Below are 16,921 nucleotides of genomic sequence, written 5' to 3'. Positions count from 1 at the left end.
AGTTTTCAAAACCGCATATTTATAAAACATGACCGCATCCTATGCTTCTTAAGCTAGTGCGGTCCTTTTTGTATCACAACCTAGAAAGAAGGTTTTAACATGTTAGAAATAGCTCCCGAAACAATTCAATGGGAAACATTAGATTTTGGTTATATCGATACAGGAAAAAGCTTCCGTGCGTATTATAAAGACGGGCAATGGAGCGAAGGAGAAATTGAAGCAAGTAAACACATTAGTATTAGTGAGGCATCGCCTGTCTTTCATTATGGACAAGCTTGTTTTGAAGGGCTAAAAGCTTATCGAACGAAAAAGGGTGAAATTCAACTATTTAGACCAGATCAAAATGCTGATCGTATGATTGCCTCAGCCGAAAGATTATTAATGGCGCCTTATCCTAAAGAGGCGTTTATTAAGGCGGTTCATGAGATTGTTAAAGCGAATGCTGAATGGGTGCCACCTTATGAAAGTGGGGCGACTTTATACATCCGTCCATTTTTAATCGGGGTGGGGGATGTTGTCGGTGTTAAACCAGCTGAGGAATATATTTTTGCGATTTTTGTTACACCTGTGGGGCCTTATTTTAAAGGTGGCTTACAACCCTTTAAGTTCCTTATTAGTGACTTTGACCGTGCCGCTCCTAACGGAACGGGCGCCGCTAAGGTGGGAGGCAATTATGCCGCAGGGAACATAGCCAGTAAGATAGCAAAAGATAATGGTTATGCAGATGCAATCTTTTTAGACCCAGCCACTAAAACTAAGATTGAAGAAGTCGGTGCAGCCAATTTTTTTGCGATTACCAAGGATAAGCAGTTAGTAACACCGAAATCCCCTTCGATTTTACCAAGTATTACCAAGTATTCCTTGCTGGAGATTGCACGTGAGCGATTAGGCATGGAAGCTATTGAAACGGATGTCTATGTGACTGATTTAGCTGAATTTTCAGAAGCTGGGGCAATGGGAACGGCAGCCGTTATTTCGCCCATAGGTTCAATTACCTATGGGAAAGAAATCTATGTCTTCCATTCTGAAACAGAAGTAGGGCCCATTACACGTCGTTTATATGATGAATTAGTCGGTATTCAATTTGGAGATGTAGAAGCACCAGAGGGTTGGGTTCAAAAGGTTGAGTGCTAGGATGACTTTAGTAGTCAAAGCGGTCTTAGGCCCTATTTGATGGCGTCTCGTACTTGTTAGAACAGACAAGTGGAGAAAATCAAAAGGTTAAGTTTTTTAAAAGGACTTCAAAATAAATTGCAGAACGCTAGGATGACTGATACCATAAATCATATTGTCAAAATTATTTTGTATGAACAAGGAGATATAATGATGTTGAGATTGGTAAAAGTGATTGGCACAGGTATAAAACGATTGATACAACTCATCCTTTTAGCAATCACATTATTTATGAGTATCCTACTGTTAATCAATTTATTCACGATTGGTACGACCTATCAATCAATGCTTTCGATTGATGAATTAGTCGAAAGTGAGTTTATTGCTGAGGACGTGCCAGTGATTGTATTAGGCGCAGGAGTTGTTGATAATGCCGAACCGAGCCAAATATTAAAACAAAGACTGGATCAAGCAGCCACTTTATTTGAAGTTGCACCAGATAAGCAATTTATTATGAGTGGCGACCACCGGGATCAATATTACAATGAAGTGGCTGTCATGAAAGACTATTTAATTGAACAAGGTTTGCCGAGTAATCAACTGTTTTTAGATCATGCAGGTTATTCGACATATGATAGTTTGTATCGTTTAAAGAATGTCATCGGTGAAGATAAAGTCATTATCGTGACACAAGGCTATCATCTTTCGCGCGCGTTAATGCTTGCTAGAGGATTAGGGATCGATGCGGTAGGTGTGCCGGCTCCTGATTCAAAGTCGAGTCGTGTATACCGTGAAGTAAGGGAAGTATTCGCAAGAGTAAAAGATTTTGCGGTGACTTATTTAGGTTACCAAGAGGAAAATCGACCAAATTTAGCTGAAAGCTTTGATTTAAATATGATGGGCGATGAAACTAACGATAAAACGAATTTACTTGATTAACTAACGATTATTTTCGTTAAATGATAATTTGGTTAAAATTCAGCTTGACTTTGAGAAGAATACACTTTAGACTATAATTATCAAATAAACCTATAAAATATGAAATGAGGCAACTTTTATGCAAACGACTTACTTATTACAAGCTAAACGATTTTTTAACAACTACTTTAGATAGTGTTTGTGTCTGAACTTATAGATACAAACACAGAACGAAAGTTTGTATCTATGAGGAGTTGTTTAAAAAACATGCCCGCATAGATAAATCTGATAAGATTAAAATCTATGAGCGGCTTGTAATGAGTAACCGTCTGTATAGCCATTTTTAGAGGCTTATGCAACAGTTATAAAGACCTAATTAGGATTTTAATCGAATCCAATTAGGTCTTTTTTTTGTTGGTTTACTACTGAACGCTATCAATATTCTGGGAGGAATAATAATGAAAAAATTATACAAATACTCAAAAATGGTTATGGCAACTCTTGCAACAGCTGCGAGTTTAGTTAGTGTTTATACGCAAACAAATCATGTCGCCCTTGCTCAAGAAGATGCTGCTAAAGCAGCAATTAGTGTAGGGATTTTTCAATTTAATGATCATGGTTCATTAAATGCTAACCGTGAAGGGTTTATAGATGGACTGGCTGAGTTAGGTTACGTAGAAGGCGAAAATCTGACGATTGATTACATGAATGCCAATGCTGATATTGCAAATTTACAATCGATGAGTGAATCTTTAGTGAATAATAATGATTATTTATTCGCAATTGCTACACCAACTGCTCAATCTTTAGCAGGAGCAACAACGGAAAAACCAATCATCTTCTCATCTGTAGCAGATCCTTTAGGAGCGGGTGTAGTGGACTCCTTTGAAGAACCAGGCCGTAATTTAACAGGAACCACGAACATTGGTCCTATTGCTCAACAGATTGATATGTTATTTGAGATTACACCAGATGCTAAGAAAGTCGGCATCATTTATAATTCAAGTGAAGTGAACGCTCAACACCAAGTCGATATTGCAGTGCCAGAAATTGAAGCTCACGGAGCAGAAGCTGTCCTAGGGACCATCACTTCGACGAATGATATTAGCCAAGTGATGGGGAATCTAGTGAAAGAAGTCGATAGCATTTATTTAGTAACAGACAATTACATCGCATCTTCAATGCCATTGGTAGGAGACATCGCTAAAGAAGCTGGTTTACCAGTTATTGGTGGTTCAAACGATATGATTATCGAAAATGGTTTAGCAACCTTTGGTTTAGATTATTATGAACTAGGCGTACAGTCAGCTGAAATGCTCGTAAGAATAATTGAAGAAGACTTAGATCCTGCAACTGTTCCAGTAGAAAAAGCAAAAACATTAGAATTAATTATTAATGAAGAATACGCTGAAGCGATTGGGGTGGATCCAACGACAATCAAAGCACCAACAGAGTAGAAAGATTAGTTTTAGATGAGAAGATAGTAATAGGATTAAAAAAAGCGGTTGACATTAGCCGTTTTCTAATTTAATATAAATCTAACGAAGAAATATAACCTTTAAAAGCGAGGAATAAAAATGATTAAGCAATTAATATTACAAAATTCAACATTCTATTACGGCTACTTTAGATAGGTTTGTGTCTAGAACTTTTAGATACAAACGATAAACGAAAGTTTGTATCTATGAGGAGCTGTGATTTAGAGTGCCCCGCATAGATAATCTATACAGATTAAAATCTAAGCGGGTGTAATATTAAACTAGCTTAATTAGCCAAGGGTTAATTAATCAGTTATAAAAAGACCTTAGTTAGATTTTAATTATATCTAACTAAGGTCTTTTTTCGTTGTTGTCCAATATTATAAAAAACAAATTCAGGAGGAATTTACTATGAAAAAAACATATCGTTATTTAAAGTCAACATTAGCAACTGTATTAGCTGCAGCTACATTGGTAGTACCCTTAGGCAATACGATGGTCGTACAAGCACAAGAAGCTATTAGTGTAGGTATCTTACAATATGTTGAACATGACTCGTTAGACGCAACGCGTGATGGATTCATTGATGGTTTGGAAGAAGCTGGATATGTTGAAGGCGAAAACTTAACACTGAATTATTTAAACGCAGGAGCTGATAATGCTAACTTGCAATCAATGGCTGAAACACTAGGCAATGGCAATGATTATGTCTTCGCCATTGCGACACCAGCTGCTCAATCAGTAGCTAACGCTGTTTCAGATTTACCGGTTTATTTCTCGGCAGTAACGGATCCAGTAGATGCTGGTTTAGTAGAAAGCTTAGAAGCACCAGGGAAAAACATTACCGGAACAATTGATGCTGGACCAATCAAAGAACAAGTAGACTTGTTATTAAGCATTGCACCAGATGCAGAAAAAATCGGGATCATTTATAACTCCGGAGAGACAAACTCTAAAGGTGAAGCTCAAAAAGCAACAGACTATTTAGAAGAGTTAGGTAAAGAAGTTGTCACAGGTACAGTGACATCTACTAATGATATCAGCCAAGTAATGGGTAACTTAGTAAAAGAAGTCGACGCAATCTTTACAGTAACAGATAATACAATTGCTAGTGCAATGCCATTAGTAGGAGACTTAGCCAAAGAAGCAGGTCTACCAATTGTTGGTGGTTCAAAAGATATGATTGTTGAAAATGGCTTAGCAACCTACGGTTTAGATTATTATGAACTGGGTAAACAAACGGCTCAAATGCTAGTAAGACAAATCGAAGACAACTTAGACACTGCAAGTATTCCAGTTGAATCTGCAGCTGTTTTAGAATTAGTAATAAATGAAGAATATGCCGAAGCAATTGGTATTGACCCAGCAAGTATTCAAGCACCAACTGCTACAGAAGATACTGACAACACAGAAGAAACAACAACTGAAGATGAATCTGATAAAGAAGACGACTCAACAGAATAAACAGCTTAAAGGAGCTAATTAGTATGTTATCTAAATTCAAACACATTGTAATCAAATCAATTAAGTTTTCAGCAGCAGTTAGTTTACTCCTCGCGCCATTCGCTACGCTTCAAACAGTCAACGCACAAGGTGATGAGCCAATTAAAGTTGGCGTCTTACAATTAGTTCAACACGAAGCGTTAGACGCAGTTTTAAAAGGGTTCACTGAAACACTTGATGCATCGGACTATGCAGACCGAATTGAATGGGACATTCAAAATGCCAATGGAGACCAATCAACACTACAATCAATGAGTGAAAAAATTGCACGCGACAACGATATCTTGCTTGCGATTGCCACACCAACCGCACAAGCTTTAGCAACTGCAGAAACAAAGAAACCAATTTTTATTGCTGCTGTAACAGACCCTGTAGAAGCGGGACTCGCAGACTCTTTAGAAAAACCTGGACGAAATGTGACAGGAACAAGTGATATGGCACCCATTGATGAGCAAGTAGATTTACTCGTTAGAAATTTTCCTGATGTTAAAACAGTAGGGATTATTTATAACTCAAGTGAAGTGAATTCAACAGTTCAAGCAGAGGTTGCGACAAAAGTTTTAGAAGCAGCAGGTCTCACAGTAGAAATATCAACAGTGACCAACACGAATGATATTGCACAGAATATGACGTCACTAGTTGAAAAAGTCGATGCTATGTTTATGGTGACGGATAATACAATTGATAGCTCGATTGCTTTAGTAGGAGATATTGCCAAAGAAGCAGGTATTCCTACCATTGGATCATCCGATTCGGTTGTGCTAACAAATGGTTTAGCGACACTTTCTAGTTCTTATGAGGATTACGGCATTCAAACAGCCGAGATGGTTATTCGTATGCTAGATGAAGAGTTAGATGCAAGTGACATGCCAATTGAATTAGCGAAAGAATTTAATATTGTGGTGAACCCAGAATTTGCGGAAGCCATTGGAATCGATCCAGAATCAATCAAATAAATCGAAAGAAATGAGGTGCAAAAGATGAAATTAATAAAAAAAATAGCGACAATAGCCACATCACTATCCTTATTATCAGTGCTTGCTACGACGCCTAATCATACTGTGTCCGCTCAAGAAGAAACACCGATTAAAATAGGGGTTTTACAACACGTAGAGCATGAAGCGTTAAATGATGCGCAACAAGGCTTCATTGATCGAATGAATGAAGAATACGGTGATCGTATTGTTTGGGATATTCAAAATGCCAGTGGGAATATTGCTGGGCTTCAATCACTTGCAGAAAAATTAGCCCGTGAAAGTGACATTCTTTATGCGATTGCGACGCCTGCAGCTCAAACGTTAGCTTCTGTTGAAACGCAAAAACCAATTTTCTTTTCAGCAGTCGCCGCACCTTTACAAGCTGGCTTGGTTGACTCAATGGAAGAACCAGGACGCAACTTAACAGGAACCACTAACCTTGGGCCAATTGAAGATCATGTTGAGTTACTAATCAAGAACTTCCCAGAAGCTAAAAAGATTGGCATACTCTATAATTCAAGTGAAGTGAATGCACAACATCAAGTAGATATCGCCACGAAAGCCATGGAAGCAAAGGAATTAACACCAGTCTTAGGAACTATTACAAGTACTAATGATATTCAGCAAGTATTGAGTTCCCTACTCGAGGAAATTGATGTATTATTTATGGTAACGGACAATACTGTCGACAGCTCAATCGCTTTAGTCGGAGATATGGCTAAAGAAGCCGACGTTCCAACTGTAGGATCTTCTGATTCGGTTGTGAAAGCCAATGGTTTAATGACAATTTCAAATTCATATATTGATTATGGTATCCAAACAGCAGAAATGGCGATTCGTTATATCGAAGAAGACTTAACTGTTGCAGAAATGCCTGTTGAAATAGGTGAAAATTTTGTTATGATTGTGAATGAAGAATTTGCTGAAGAAATTGGAATTGAACCAAGTTCATTGGTAGGATTAGACTAGTTGTGTTAAACAACTAAATAGATTAATTAGTCACGTTAGAAAAGAGGAAAATCATTATGTTAGATGTTATCGCATCAAGTTTTACCCAAGGTTTGCTTTGGGCAGTCATGGCGGTCGGGGTGTATATTACTTTCCGTTTGTTGGACATTGCAGATTTATCAGCTGAAGGGGTATTTCCGCTTGGTGCAGCCGTTAGTGCTTCGATTATTTCAATGGAGTACAGTCAAGAACTCGCACCATATATACCGTTTTTAGCAACATTAGCCGCGTTTTTTGCAGGGTCAATCGCAGGGTTCGCAGCAGGTTTGATTCATACAAAATTAAATATACCTCCTCTATTGACTGGTATTTTAGTTTTAACAGGATTGTATTCAATCAACCTAAACATTATGGATGGACGTCCTAATATTGCTTTACTTGGAAAAACGACAATTTTTACAGGTCTACAAGCAGCAACAGGTTTAGATAAAAATACAGTGGTTGCCATTGTGACGCTTCTTATTTTACTGTTAATCATTGGTTTATTGGTCTTGTTCTTACATACAGAGATTGGTTTAGCCTTAAGAGCAACAGGTGACAATGACAAGATGAGTGAAGCAAATGGTATTAACACGAACCGTATGAAGATTGTTGGCTATATGATTGGTAATGGTTTAATTGGCTTATCTGGGGCAATGCTGGCTCAGAATAATGGTTTCGCTGATATAGGTATGGGAACAGGTACAATCGTTATTGGTTTAGCTTCAGTTATTATTGCTGAAGTTGTTGTTCCAAACTTATCATTAGGCAAACGACTAACAACAGTGATTCTCGGAAGTTTTGTCTATCGTCTAATTATTGACACCATCTTGAATCAGCCATTTATCAGTGTCAAGGCGACCGATTTAAGATTATTCCAAGCACTTCTCTTAATGCTTGTACTTTACTTGCCGGAGTTTAAAAAACAACAAGCGGGTAGTAAAAGACGTCGAGAACTTGCTAGAGGGAGAAGATAACGATGGCAGAAAAACGATTAGAATTAATAGATATTCATAAAACATTTGAAGCTGGCACAGTGAATGAAAACCATGTATTAAAAGGTGTGAATTTGACACTTGATGCAGGTGACTTTGTCACAGTTATTGGTGGGAACGGTGCAGGGAAATCAACTTTATTAAATACCATCACAGGAGCCTTGTCACCAGACTCAGGTTCAGTCATTGTTGATAATCAAGATGTAACGGCACTTTCCACTGCCAAACGGTCTAAACTTATCTCACACGTCTTCCAAGATCCGAAGATGGGTACAGCAGCTCGTTTAACCATTCAAGAAAATTTGGCCTTAGCAAACAAACGTGGTTTAAAGCGTGGTTTGACAAAAGGTGTAAAAGCTGATGACAAAGCAATGATGCGTGAGCGTTTAGCTACCTTGGAACTAGGTCTAGAAAACCGTTTAACAACGGATGTTATGTATTTGTCAGGTGGCCAACGTCAAGCGTTGACATTGTTAATGGCTACTTTACGCCAACCAGAATTATTACTTTTAGATGAACATACAGCGGCTCTAGATCCTAAAACGAGTGAAATGGTTCTCAATTTAACAAATAAAATTATTCAAGAACAATCATTAACTGCTTTAATGATTACTCATAATATGGCAGATGCTTTAACCTATGGTAATCGTACCATTATGTTACACCAAGGACGTATTATTCTTGATGTAAAAGGTGAAGAAAAAGCTAATATGACAGTAACCGACTTATTAGAAATGTTTAAACGTGAATCAGGTGAAAGTATTACGAATGATGCCATGCTTTTATCTTAAAAAAAATCAGTCTTAAGCGTGACGCAAGTCAGTTGTGAGTGAAGTATAATGAAATTCACTCACCAAATATAATGAATAAACTGCATGTGAGCGAGTATTAGTTCATATGCAGTTTTTTTAAGTATGTTATTATATTGTTGCAGTGACTAGGACGTGATAAACTTATTATGTCTTTTATCCACTAAAATTTTATAAACACAGGAGGAATTGTTATGTATTTTGATTCGACATATATTTTAGTCTTAATTGGCATGGGAATTGTTATGTTTGCTCAACACAAAGTGACGTCTACGTTTGCACAGTTTGACTCGGTTGAGGTAGTCAATGGCATGACAGGGCGCGATATTGCAAGGGCTATTCTACAACACAGTAATATCCATGATGTAACGATAGAACACATCCAAGGCAATTTGACAGATCACTATGATCCAAGAAATAAAGTGTTGCGTTTGTCAGATGCAACGTATAATTCAAATTCGATTGCTGCTGTAGCAGTAGCTGCTCATGAATGTGGACACGCAGTCCAACATGCGCAAAATTATCATTATCTAAAGTTACGTAGTTTTCTCGCACCTTTGACACAAATTGGATCAACGATTGCGATGCCTCTAATTTTCATCGGTCTGATTCTTAGCTGGATGGGGCTTGTCACATTAGGGATTATTGCATTTTCCTTAGTACTCGTCTTTCAATTAGTTACTTTGCCAGTAGAATTTGATGCAAGTAAACGTGCACTAACGATTCTTGAAGATGGCGGCTTTATCCTTGCTAGCGAGGTGCCAGGTGCGAAGAAAGTCTTGAATGCAGCTGCTTTTACTTATATTGCGGCGACACTAAGTACAGCCTTACAGTTATTGCGTTTAATTTTAATTTCAAACAGACGTAGAAATTAGAGATTTATTAGGAGGAATGTTGCGATGAGTTTATGGTCGAAGATGAAGAAAAGAAACATGAATCCCCAGCTAGCGCAGGACTTACTTGCAAAGTCTCATGCTGAACTCAGCAAGATGCAGCCTATCAATATTATGATTGCCGGAAAAACTGGGAGTGGTAAGAGTACCCTCATCAATGCACTCTTTAGAGAAAAAATTGCAGAAACAGGTGTTGGTATGCCCATCACACAAGAGGTACAAAAGTTGACAAAAGAAGGTATTCCTTTGACACTGTTTGACACACAAGGTTTAGAGTTAAATGTGGACGTTCAACATGACGTATTGACTAGTTTATCCGCTTTGATTAAACAAGAAAAAGCTAAAGGGGAGCGCGATCAGTTGCACCTTGCTTATTATTGTTTAAATGCAAATATGTCACGAATTGAATCTTATGAAATAGAATTAATTTCTGCTATTGCACAACAGTTACCAGTCATACTGATTTTGACACAAACAATTGGGGAAGAAACTGAGCGCTTTGAACAGTATCTGCAATCAATGGCACTGCCGGTTGAAGCAATTGTCCCTGTATTAGCTAAAGATTACCGAATACAGAAGAGTTACAGTATTCAATCGTTTGGTCTACAAGAACTGATTGATATCACACTTGAAGTGATTCCGTCTGAGGTCCATAAGGCTTTTATCAACGCCCAACGAATAGATATCCAACTTAAAGAAGACAGTGCTAAGAGTTGGGCTAAAACATATATTTCGTCTGCTTTTGGAGTGGGCTTTACACCAATCCCGATTGCAGATGCAAGTTTGCTGGTTCCGATGCAGATTACAATGCTAGGTCATATTACAGCAATCTTTGGTTTGTCATTAGACAAATCTCAAATATTAAGTATGATTGCAGGTATCGGTGGAACAGGTGGGGCAACTCTATTCGGTAAATTCCTTGTTAGCTCAGCTTTTAAAGTCATACCGGGTATTGGGACAATTACTGGTGGTGTGATTAGCGGCGCGACAGCTAGTGTGTTAACCGTCACTTTGGCTTATAGTTATATCGAAGTGCTAAAGCGAATTGCAATGGCTGAAGCAACAGGTCAAGATCTGAAGTTAGTCGAAATTCAAAAGCTGATGAATCAGAGTTTGAAAGATCAACTTGCTATTGTATCGGATATTCTGCCTGACTCAATAAAAAACCGCTTTGTGCCTGAATGGTTAGACTACTTTATTAAATAGCTATAGTCAATCTTGCGATTGATAGATACATTTAACTTCCTTTACACTTTATGCGGCATAAAGTGTAAAGGAAGTTTTATATTTGGAACAGTTTGTACGCTTAGCAGTCAAATGCAAAAGCCTTGAGAAAAATCTCAAGGCTTTTTATTCATTGCGATTATTATTTAATTTCTTTACGTTTAAATAAAGTCATTCCAATAAAAGTGAAGCTAAGAATGTAAAGAATGGCGAGTAAGTTCCCTGCATTCTCAACACCAAACAGTGAAACGTTACTCGTGGGTCTTAATTCAGTCAGAACATAGGGTCTAATGTTGCGAATGATAGTGGTCGCAAGGGAACCTAAACTTAAAATCATCGGCATCATCACGAGTGATGTCATGAGTACAATCATTGGCATCGCACCATCGGATACAAATAACACAGCTATATATAATGACAGATAGGCTAGCCAAATAGGTAAATATGCTAAGAAATTATCCATAACAATCCTATCGAACAGCAGTTGAAAGTCAGTTGGATAGAAAATTTGAAGCGTGATGGCAAATGATAAAAAGGATATCAATAAGAAGACAAGAGCAAAAACTAAAGCAACCATTGATTTACTAAAGTATAGGCTGGGTCTGGAATAGCCCACGCTCGCGCTGTTAACAATTGTTCGATGTTTATTATCATTGTTAAATGCTGTGATGGTTAAACCTAGTAATAAATAAGGAGCCATAGCAGTCGCAAAGTCAGCATAGGTACTAACGATGATAAAACTAGGAATCATCATTTGAGAATCAAAGTTTGCCCCCAGAAAATAAGGAAGTAACACCATGGCAACACTCATCAAAATAGCCATCAATAGCCAAACTTTAGATGAACGACGAATCTTCAATTGGTAAAATTCAGCTTTTATTAAATTAATCATCTTTTAGTACCGTTCCTTTCGCATGAATCATATTGAGAAAGACTTCTTCTAAGTTATGTGTTTTACGTACAAGATGCGAAAGTTTGAAATCATTATGAATCAAAAGATCCGCCATGTCTTCTGCAAGTATACTCAGTTCGTAAACTCTAATCGTTTGGTCATTACCTAAATCCATTTTAGCTTCGCTAAAGTGGTTTTGTAATAAATTAATGGCTTGCAAGGGCTTATCTACTTTAATCTCATAGAAGCTTTGGATTTTCTCCTGCAACTCCTCTTTAGTAAATTCATCAATCTTATTACCTTGCTCTAACACGACGAAACGTGTGGCTAAGTGTTCTAATTCTGACAGAATATGAGAAGAAACCAAGATCGTTAAGTCTTCCTCTTTAGCCAATTTAATCAATAACTCTCTCACTTGGATAATACCTGTTGGATCTAACCCATTAGTTGGCTCATCAAAAATCAGTAATTGAGGGCGATGTAATAAAGCCAGTGCTATGGCTAATCTTTGCTTCATCCCTAAAGAAAACTCTTTAAATTTTTTGCGATTTGTATCCGCAAGATCGACGAGTTCTAACATTTCTTGAACGCGTTCTTTTTCATTCACGTTTCGTTGAATACGGTAGAATTCTAAATTCTGCTTGGCTGTTAAATCCGGGAAAAAAGCAGGTGATTCGATAATTGTTCCAACAAAATGACGATTGTCTTGTGTTCCTTTCTCATCTAAAGAGCCAAACAAACTGAGGGAACCAGAATAAACAGGAGTCAGCCCGGTTACAATTCGGAAAAAACTTGTTTTACCAGCTCCGTTTCGTCCAGCAATTCCGACAATATCTCCTTTGTTGACGGTCAGGTCAAAGTTATTTAAGGCAAGTTGTTTGCCATAACGTTTCGTTAATTGTTTTACTTCTAAAATAGCTTCATTCATTATAGGTCGTCCTTTCATAGGTAGCAATTCATCGGGTGTGATGATTGGATAAGGTCAGTATCGCATGATTCAGTCCTAAAGAAATCAGGCGTGAGTTGTAGAAAGTTATAAAATCATACTAACGGCTGAATATTTTATAGTCTAGCAGATAGAAAAGTCGTCTTATTATAGCATACGGCCATTGGAAAACTTAAAGATAAGGGCTAAGGATAAACTGTTGACAAATGATAAGCGGTCCAGTAATATACTTTAATGTAAATGGTAACTGTTACGAATTAGATAATTTGAGGAGATCTTATGAAAACAAAAACAATGCAATTAACCAAGCGATTATTGGCCCTACTAGCTGTCCTGTGCTTTGGACTAGGACAATTACCAACTGTTGTGGCACAAGATAAGAAAGAAGTGATGACAACTTTCTATCCCGTCTATTACTTAGCCCAACGTATCGGAGGCGATGCAGTTGAAGTATCGATGTTGTTGGAAGGTAACCAAAGTGCTCATGACTATGAAGTGAGTGCTAAAGATGCAGCGAGAACCCAAGCAGCCGATTTGTTTATTTATCAAAATGACGAAATGGAATATTTTGTCAGCAGTTTATTGACCTTAATCGATACGCAAGCTGTTCAAGTATTGGAATCTACGGCTTCGATTGACTTGTTAGCAGGTGAACACCATGAAGAAGAACACCACGAAGACGAACATCACGAAGACGACGAAGACCATCATCACCATGAAGATGATCATCACGGACATTCACACGAGTATGATCCACATACTTGGTTAGACCCAATGATTTATGCTAAGCAAGCCGATAATGTTAAAAATGCTCTGATTGAACTAGATCCAGCCAATCAAACCGTCTTTGAAAAGAATGCAGCCCAATTGATTGAAGAATTGACTCAACTAAATGATGAATTCAAGACGCAATTGAGTGCTTTAGAAAATCGCCGAATGGTTGTCCAACATGCAGCCTTTGGTTATCTAGCCCATGCTTATGATTTACAGCAGGTTGCCATTGCAGGAATTTCAACGACTCAAGAGCCTAGCGCACGAGAATTAGCCACGATGCAAGATTTTATAGCAAAAGAGCAAGTCAATGTTGTCTTCGTTGAACCATCCCTTGATTCAGCGATCGCAAAGGCTGTCACAAGCGACAGTGAGGTTGAGTTACGTCCTTTAAGAACACTTGAATTTGTTTCAACTGATGAAGAAGCTCAAGGCGTCGATTATTTTTCAATTATGCGCGATAATTTAGTTGAATTAACCCGTTAAATCGCCTATGCTTCTAAAGTAGTCAGTAAAATATAAACATGTAAAGACTTAACCGAACAAACAGCCAGCAGACTATGGCTTACTTTGTTCGGTTACTATTGTGTAAAATCAATGAAAGAAAAGGGTGAAAAAATTGTCAATTCTCGAAGTATCTAATCTTTCCTACTATTATGATAATGAGAAAGTTTTGAACGATATCAGCTTTACTGTAGACCAAGGCGAATTTGTTATTTTGACAGGTGAGAACGGCGCAGCCAAGTCGACTTTGATTAAAAATGTCATTGGTTTACTTAAACCGGCCACTGGCTCTGTCAAACTAGCCAAAGTGAATCATGAAGGCGAGAAATTATCGATTGGTTATGTCGCACAGAATGTGTCATCATTCAATGCTGGCTTTCCGAGTACCGTCCAGGAATTCGTAGAATCTGGTCGCTACCCTAAAGGCCGCTGGTTCAAACGTTTAGATGAAATAGATTATGAACATGTAGACCGTGCATTAAAATCGGTCGGCATGGATAAATTACGTCATAAGAAAATCGGAGAGTTATCAGGCGGTCAAAAGCAAAGAATCAGTTTAGCAAGAATTTTTGCGACCGATCCGGATGTCTTTGTTTTAGACGAACCAACTACCGGAATGGATATTGAATCAAGACGCGCTTTTTATAAGCTATTGAAACACAATATCGATCACCACAATAAAACAATTTTAATGGTGACCCATGCGGACACCGAAATTGAAGGCTATTATAGCCGAGAAATTCGTTTAGTAAGAGAGGAGGGCTCCCCATGGAGATGTTTCAGTATGACTTCATCCAACGCGCATTCATTGCCGGCGCAGCCATCTCGTTAATCACGCCGATTTTAGGTTTGTTTTTAATCCTAAGACGACAATCTTTAATGGCTGATACCTTGTCGCACATTTCACTAGCAGGAGTCGCTTTGGGGACCTTTCTAGGTATCGTTCCGACCTACACCACTCTAGTAGTTGTTATAATTGGAGCGATTCTGATTGAATACTTACGTCAAATCTACCGAGATTTCTCCGACGTGTCCGTGGCGATTATGATGGCATCCGGAATGGCTGTGGCCTTAATTTTAATGAGCTTAAATACAAATGCCGGCTCCTTCCAAATTGACCAATACCTCTTCGGCTCAATTATTTTAATATCACCGGAAGAAGTCAATATGTTAATCGGTTTGGCCTTGATTTTAATCGTACTCTACACGATTTTCAGAAAGCCACTCTATGTCATGAGTTTTGACGAAGCATCTGCTAAAACTGCAGGTTTGCCCGTTCGCTTTATTACGATTGCATTTTCAATCGTCACAGGAGTCACCATCAGTATCATGATGCCAATCGTAGGCGCTCTATTAGTATCCGCCTTAATTGTGATACCTTCAGCGACCGCGATTAAAATCTCAAGAAGCTTCACACAGACGATTCTATTCGGGATCATTATCAATATTATCGGAATATTCGGCGGTCTGAGCGCCTCATACCAATTCGACACCCCACCAGGCGCCTCAATCACCATCGGCTTTGTCATTATTTTCATTATAGTTTCAATCGCAACAGCCCTCAAACACCGAATGAACCGTTAATTCTAACAAAATAGTAATGATAACCTCAAAGCGTTCGACAAATTGTCGAATGCTTTTTGTTTGTGCAACAAATTGAAGGCTGATTCAATTGTCTGTGAAAAATTTTAGCATGATTATCTTGTCTCGAAAATCCTCTTATAAAAGAGTCATGACAAATTTTCAAGGAAGTTCATATCGATAGTTGCTTAAGAAAGTGAGTGGTATGATTTTACTAGGAGGGAACTTTTATGAGAAATGTAAAAAGAAGAAGCATCATACTATTGGCAGCACTCATCGTCACGGGGACAGCGAGCATTAACTTAACTAATTTAAGCCAGACTAATTTTGCTCTCCAAACAGCAGACGCTGCCACTACTTATGATCAGACTCTCTTGCCAAAAGAACATGCTGAAAAAATTATTGCGACCTTACAAGAGTTGTATCCGAGTGCCCAACTCCCGATATTTGTCTTAACTGAACAAACGCCCAATTATGTAACTGCTGCCACGACAGGATCAGCTGATCAAGACAACTTCAATATTTTATATTATGCGCAAGATGACCCGATTGCTGTTGATGATCAAGTGCTCAATGAACTGACACCCATCGCATCTTATCAAAAACTAACTTATGAAACTGAACAAGAAGCGATTGAAGCAGTTAACCAGATTATTGATTTACAAGGAGAAGAAGTCGATCTTGGTTACAATTTGACCGGCTATCTACAAGGAGCCGCCGGATCAACTTACTTGAATTGGCAAGAAGGAAACTGGAGTCTAATAGTCAGAGCGAATAATGCTGAAGAAGAGGATCCTGTTGAACTAGGCCAAGCAGTTGTAGAATACCTTGAAAAAGTCTACTTGCCAGCCCCAGAAACAGCGGGGCAAATTACGTTAGAAGCCTCTTCGAAAGATGACTTCAACGCAAACACTACAATTTGGCAAGAAGGAACAGTAGTTTACCGCGTCAGCCATTTTGAAGCCATGCCAGTTATCAAGATGGCCGGCTCAATTACAGAACCTACCCAACAATAATCTAATGCACCTAGTGACTCGCTATATGTGAGAAGCTGGGTGCTTATTTGTTTTTGACCAATAATTCTAGCCCCTCGTCATAAGGTGTCCAGTTTATTGGGTGGAGTATATTGAGTGGAGTTTAAGTGGCTGTGAGAGTGGGGAAGATTCCACTCTTGGACAGGACGAGCGAAGAAAGTTTCAGTCGTTGACTGTACGAGCGAAGAAAACTTCAGTCGTTGATTGTACGAGCGAAGAAAACTTCAGTCGTTGATTGTACGAGCGAAGAAAACTTCAGTCGTTGACTGGACGAGCGAAGAAAGTTTCAGTCGTTG

16 protein-coding genes are annotated in these 16,921 nt (G+C 38.4%); 14 read left to right on the top strand and 2 right to left on the bottom strand.

The genetic code is table 11. The features are described 5' to 3' along the window. Positions 1-99: 99 nt before the first annotated feature. From ACTQ5J_RS11410 to ACTQ5J_RS11365, 10 genes are all read left to right on the top strand, one after another. A complete protein-coding gene (locus ACTQ5J_RS11410) occupies positions 100-1,134 on the top strand; it encodes a branched-chain amino acid aminotransferase (RefSeq protein WP_441753086.1) in 1,035 nt (344 codons plus the stop codon). Positions 1,135-1,326: 192 nt separating this feature from the next. Then, a complete protein-coding gene (locus tag ACTQ5J_RS11405; RefSeq protein WP_441753084.1) occupies positions 1,327-2,052 on the top strand; it encodes a SanA/YdcF family protein in 726 nt (241 codons plus the stop codon). A gap of 437 nt (positions 2,053-2,489) precedes the next feature. Continuing rightward, complete coding sequence (locus tag ACTQ5J_RS11400) at positions 2,490-3,488, top strand: ABC transporter substrate binding protein (RefSeq protein ID WP_441753082.1); 999 nt, start codon at positions 2,490-2,492, stop codon at positions 3,486-3,488. Positions 3,489-3,920: 432 nt separating this feature from the next. Next, a complete protein-coding gene (locus ACTQ5J_RS11395) occupies positions 3,921-4,973 on the top strand; it encodes an ABC transporter substrate binding protein (protein WP_441753080.1) in 1,053 nt (350 codons plus the stop codon). A 23-nt stretch (positions 4,974-4,996) separates the two neighbouring features. Further along, a complete protein-coding gene (locus ACTQ5J_RS11390) occupies positions 4,997-5,968 on the top strand; it encodes an ABC transporter substrate-binding protein (RefSeq protein WP_441753078.1) in 972 nt (323 codons plus the stop codon). Positions 5,969-5,992: 24 nt separating this feature from the next. After that, complete coding sequence (locus ACTQ5J_RS11385) at positions 5,993-6,958, top strand: ABC transporter substrate-binding protein (RefSeq protein WP_441753076.1); 966 nt, start codon at positions 5,993-5,995, stop codon at positions 6,956-6,958. Between the two features lie 56 nt (positions 6,959-7,014). Then, on the top strand, positions 7,015-7,953 hold the full coding sequence (locus ACTQ5J_RS11380; RefSeq protein ID WP_441753075.1) for an ABC transporter permease: 939 nt from the start codon (positions 7,015-7,017) through the stop codon (positions 7,951-7,953). Between the two features lie 2 nt (positions 7,954-7,955). Then, entirely contained in the window at positions 7,956-8,762 is an 807-nt protein-coding gene (locus tag ACTQ5J_RS11375) for an ABC transporter ATP-binding protein (RefSeq protein ID WP_441753073.1), read from the top strand. A gap of 212 nt (positions 8,763-8,974) precedes the next feature. Next, on the top strand, positions 8,975-9,655 hold the full coding sequence (locus tag ACTQ5J_RS11370; protein ID WP_441753071.1) for a zinc metallopeptidase: 681 nt from the start codon (positions 8,975-8,977) through the stop codon (positions 9,653-9,655). Between the two features lie 24 nt (positions 9,656-9,679). Next, complete coding sequence (locus ACTQ5J_RS11365; protein WP_441753069.1) at positions 9,680-10,879, top strand: GTPase; 1,200 nt, start codon at positions 9,680-9,682, stop codon at positions 10,877-10,879. A 160-nt stretch (positions 10,880-11,039) separates the two neighbouring features. Here the strand turns inward: ACTQ5J_RS11365 and ACTQ5J_RS11360 are convergent, their stop codons facing one another. Together ACTQ5J_RS11360 and ACTQ5J_RS11355 are read right to left on the bottom strand one after the other, a co-directional pair. Next, positions 11,040-11,789: an ABC transporter permease gene (locus ACTQ5J_RS11360; protein WP_441753067.1), complete on the bottom strand. Its 750-nt coding sequence runs from the start codon at positions 11,787-11,789 to the stop codon at positions 11,040-11,042. Next, complete coding sequence (locus tag ACTQ5J_RS11355; protein ID WP_441753066.1) at positions 11,782-12,717, bottom strand: ABC transporter ATP-binding protein; 936 nt, start codon at positions 12,715-12,717, stop codon at positions 11,782-11,784. Before ACTQ5J_RS11355 ends, ACTQ5J_RS11360 begins: the two co-directional genes overlap by 8 nt. A 297-nt stretch (positions 12,718-13,014) precedes the next feature. Here ACTQ5J_RS11355 and ACTQ5J_RS11350 point away from each other — a divergent pair, with 297 nt between their 5' ends. The 4 genes from ACTQ5J_RS11350 (at position 13,015) to ACTQ5J_RS11335 (ending at position 16,607) form a co-directional block, all read left to right on the top strand. After that, positions 13,015-13,992, top strand: coding sequence for a metal ABC transporter solute-binding protein, Zn/Mn family (locus ACTQ5J_RS11350; protein ID WP_441753064.1), 978 nt, complete (start codon positions 13,015-13,017; stop codon positions 13,990-13,992). Positions 13,993-14,125: 133 nt separating this feature from the next. Next, positions 14,126-14,842, top strand: a complete 717-nt coding sequence (locus tag ACTQ5J_RS11345; RefSeq protein WP_441753062.1) for a metal ABC transporter ATP-binding protein — start codon at positions 14,126-14,128, stop codon at positions 14,840-14,842. Next, a complete protein-coding gene (locus tag ACTQ5J_RS11340; RefSeq protein WP_441753060.1) occupies positions 14,779-15,594 on the top strand; it encodes a metal ABC transporter permease in 816 nt (271 codons plus the stop codon). The genes ACTQ5J_RS11345 and ACTQ5J_RS11340 overlap by 64 nt, the downstream gene beginning before the upstream one ends. Positions 15,595-15,821: 227 nt before the next feature. Next, positions 15,822-16,607, top strand: coding sequence for a hypothetical protein (locus ACTQ5J_RS11335; protein ID WP_441753058.1), 786 nt, complete (start codon positions 15,822-15,824; stop codon positions 16,605-16,607). Positions 16,608-16,921: the final 314 nt, after the last annotated feature.

The sequence above is a fragment of the Fundicoccus sp. Sow4_F4 genome (assembly GCF_052116145.1).
Taxonomy (GTDB): domain Bacteria; phylum Bacillota; class Bacilli; order Lactobacillales; family Aerococcaceae; genus Fundicoccus.
Note: the sequence above shows the minus strand (reverse complement) of the source record. Positions and strands in the feature narration are given on the sequence as shown.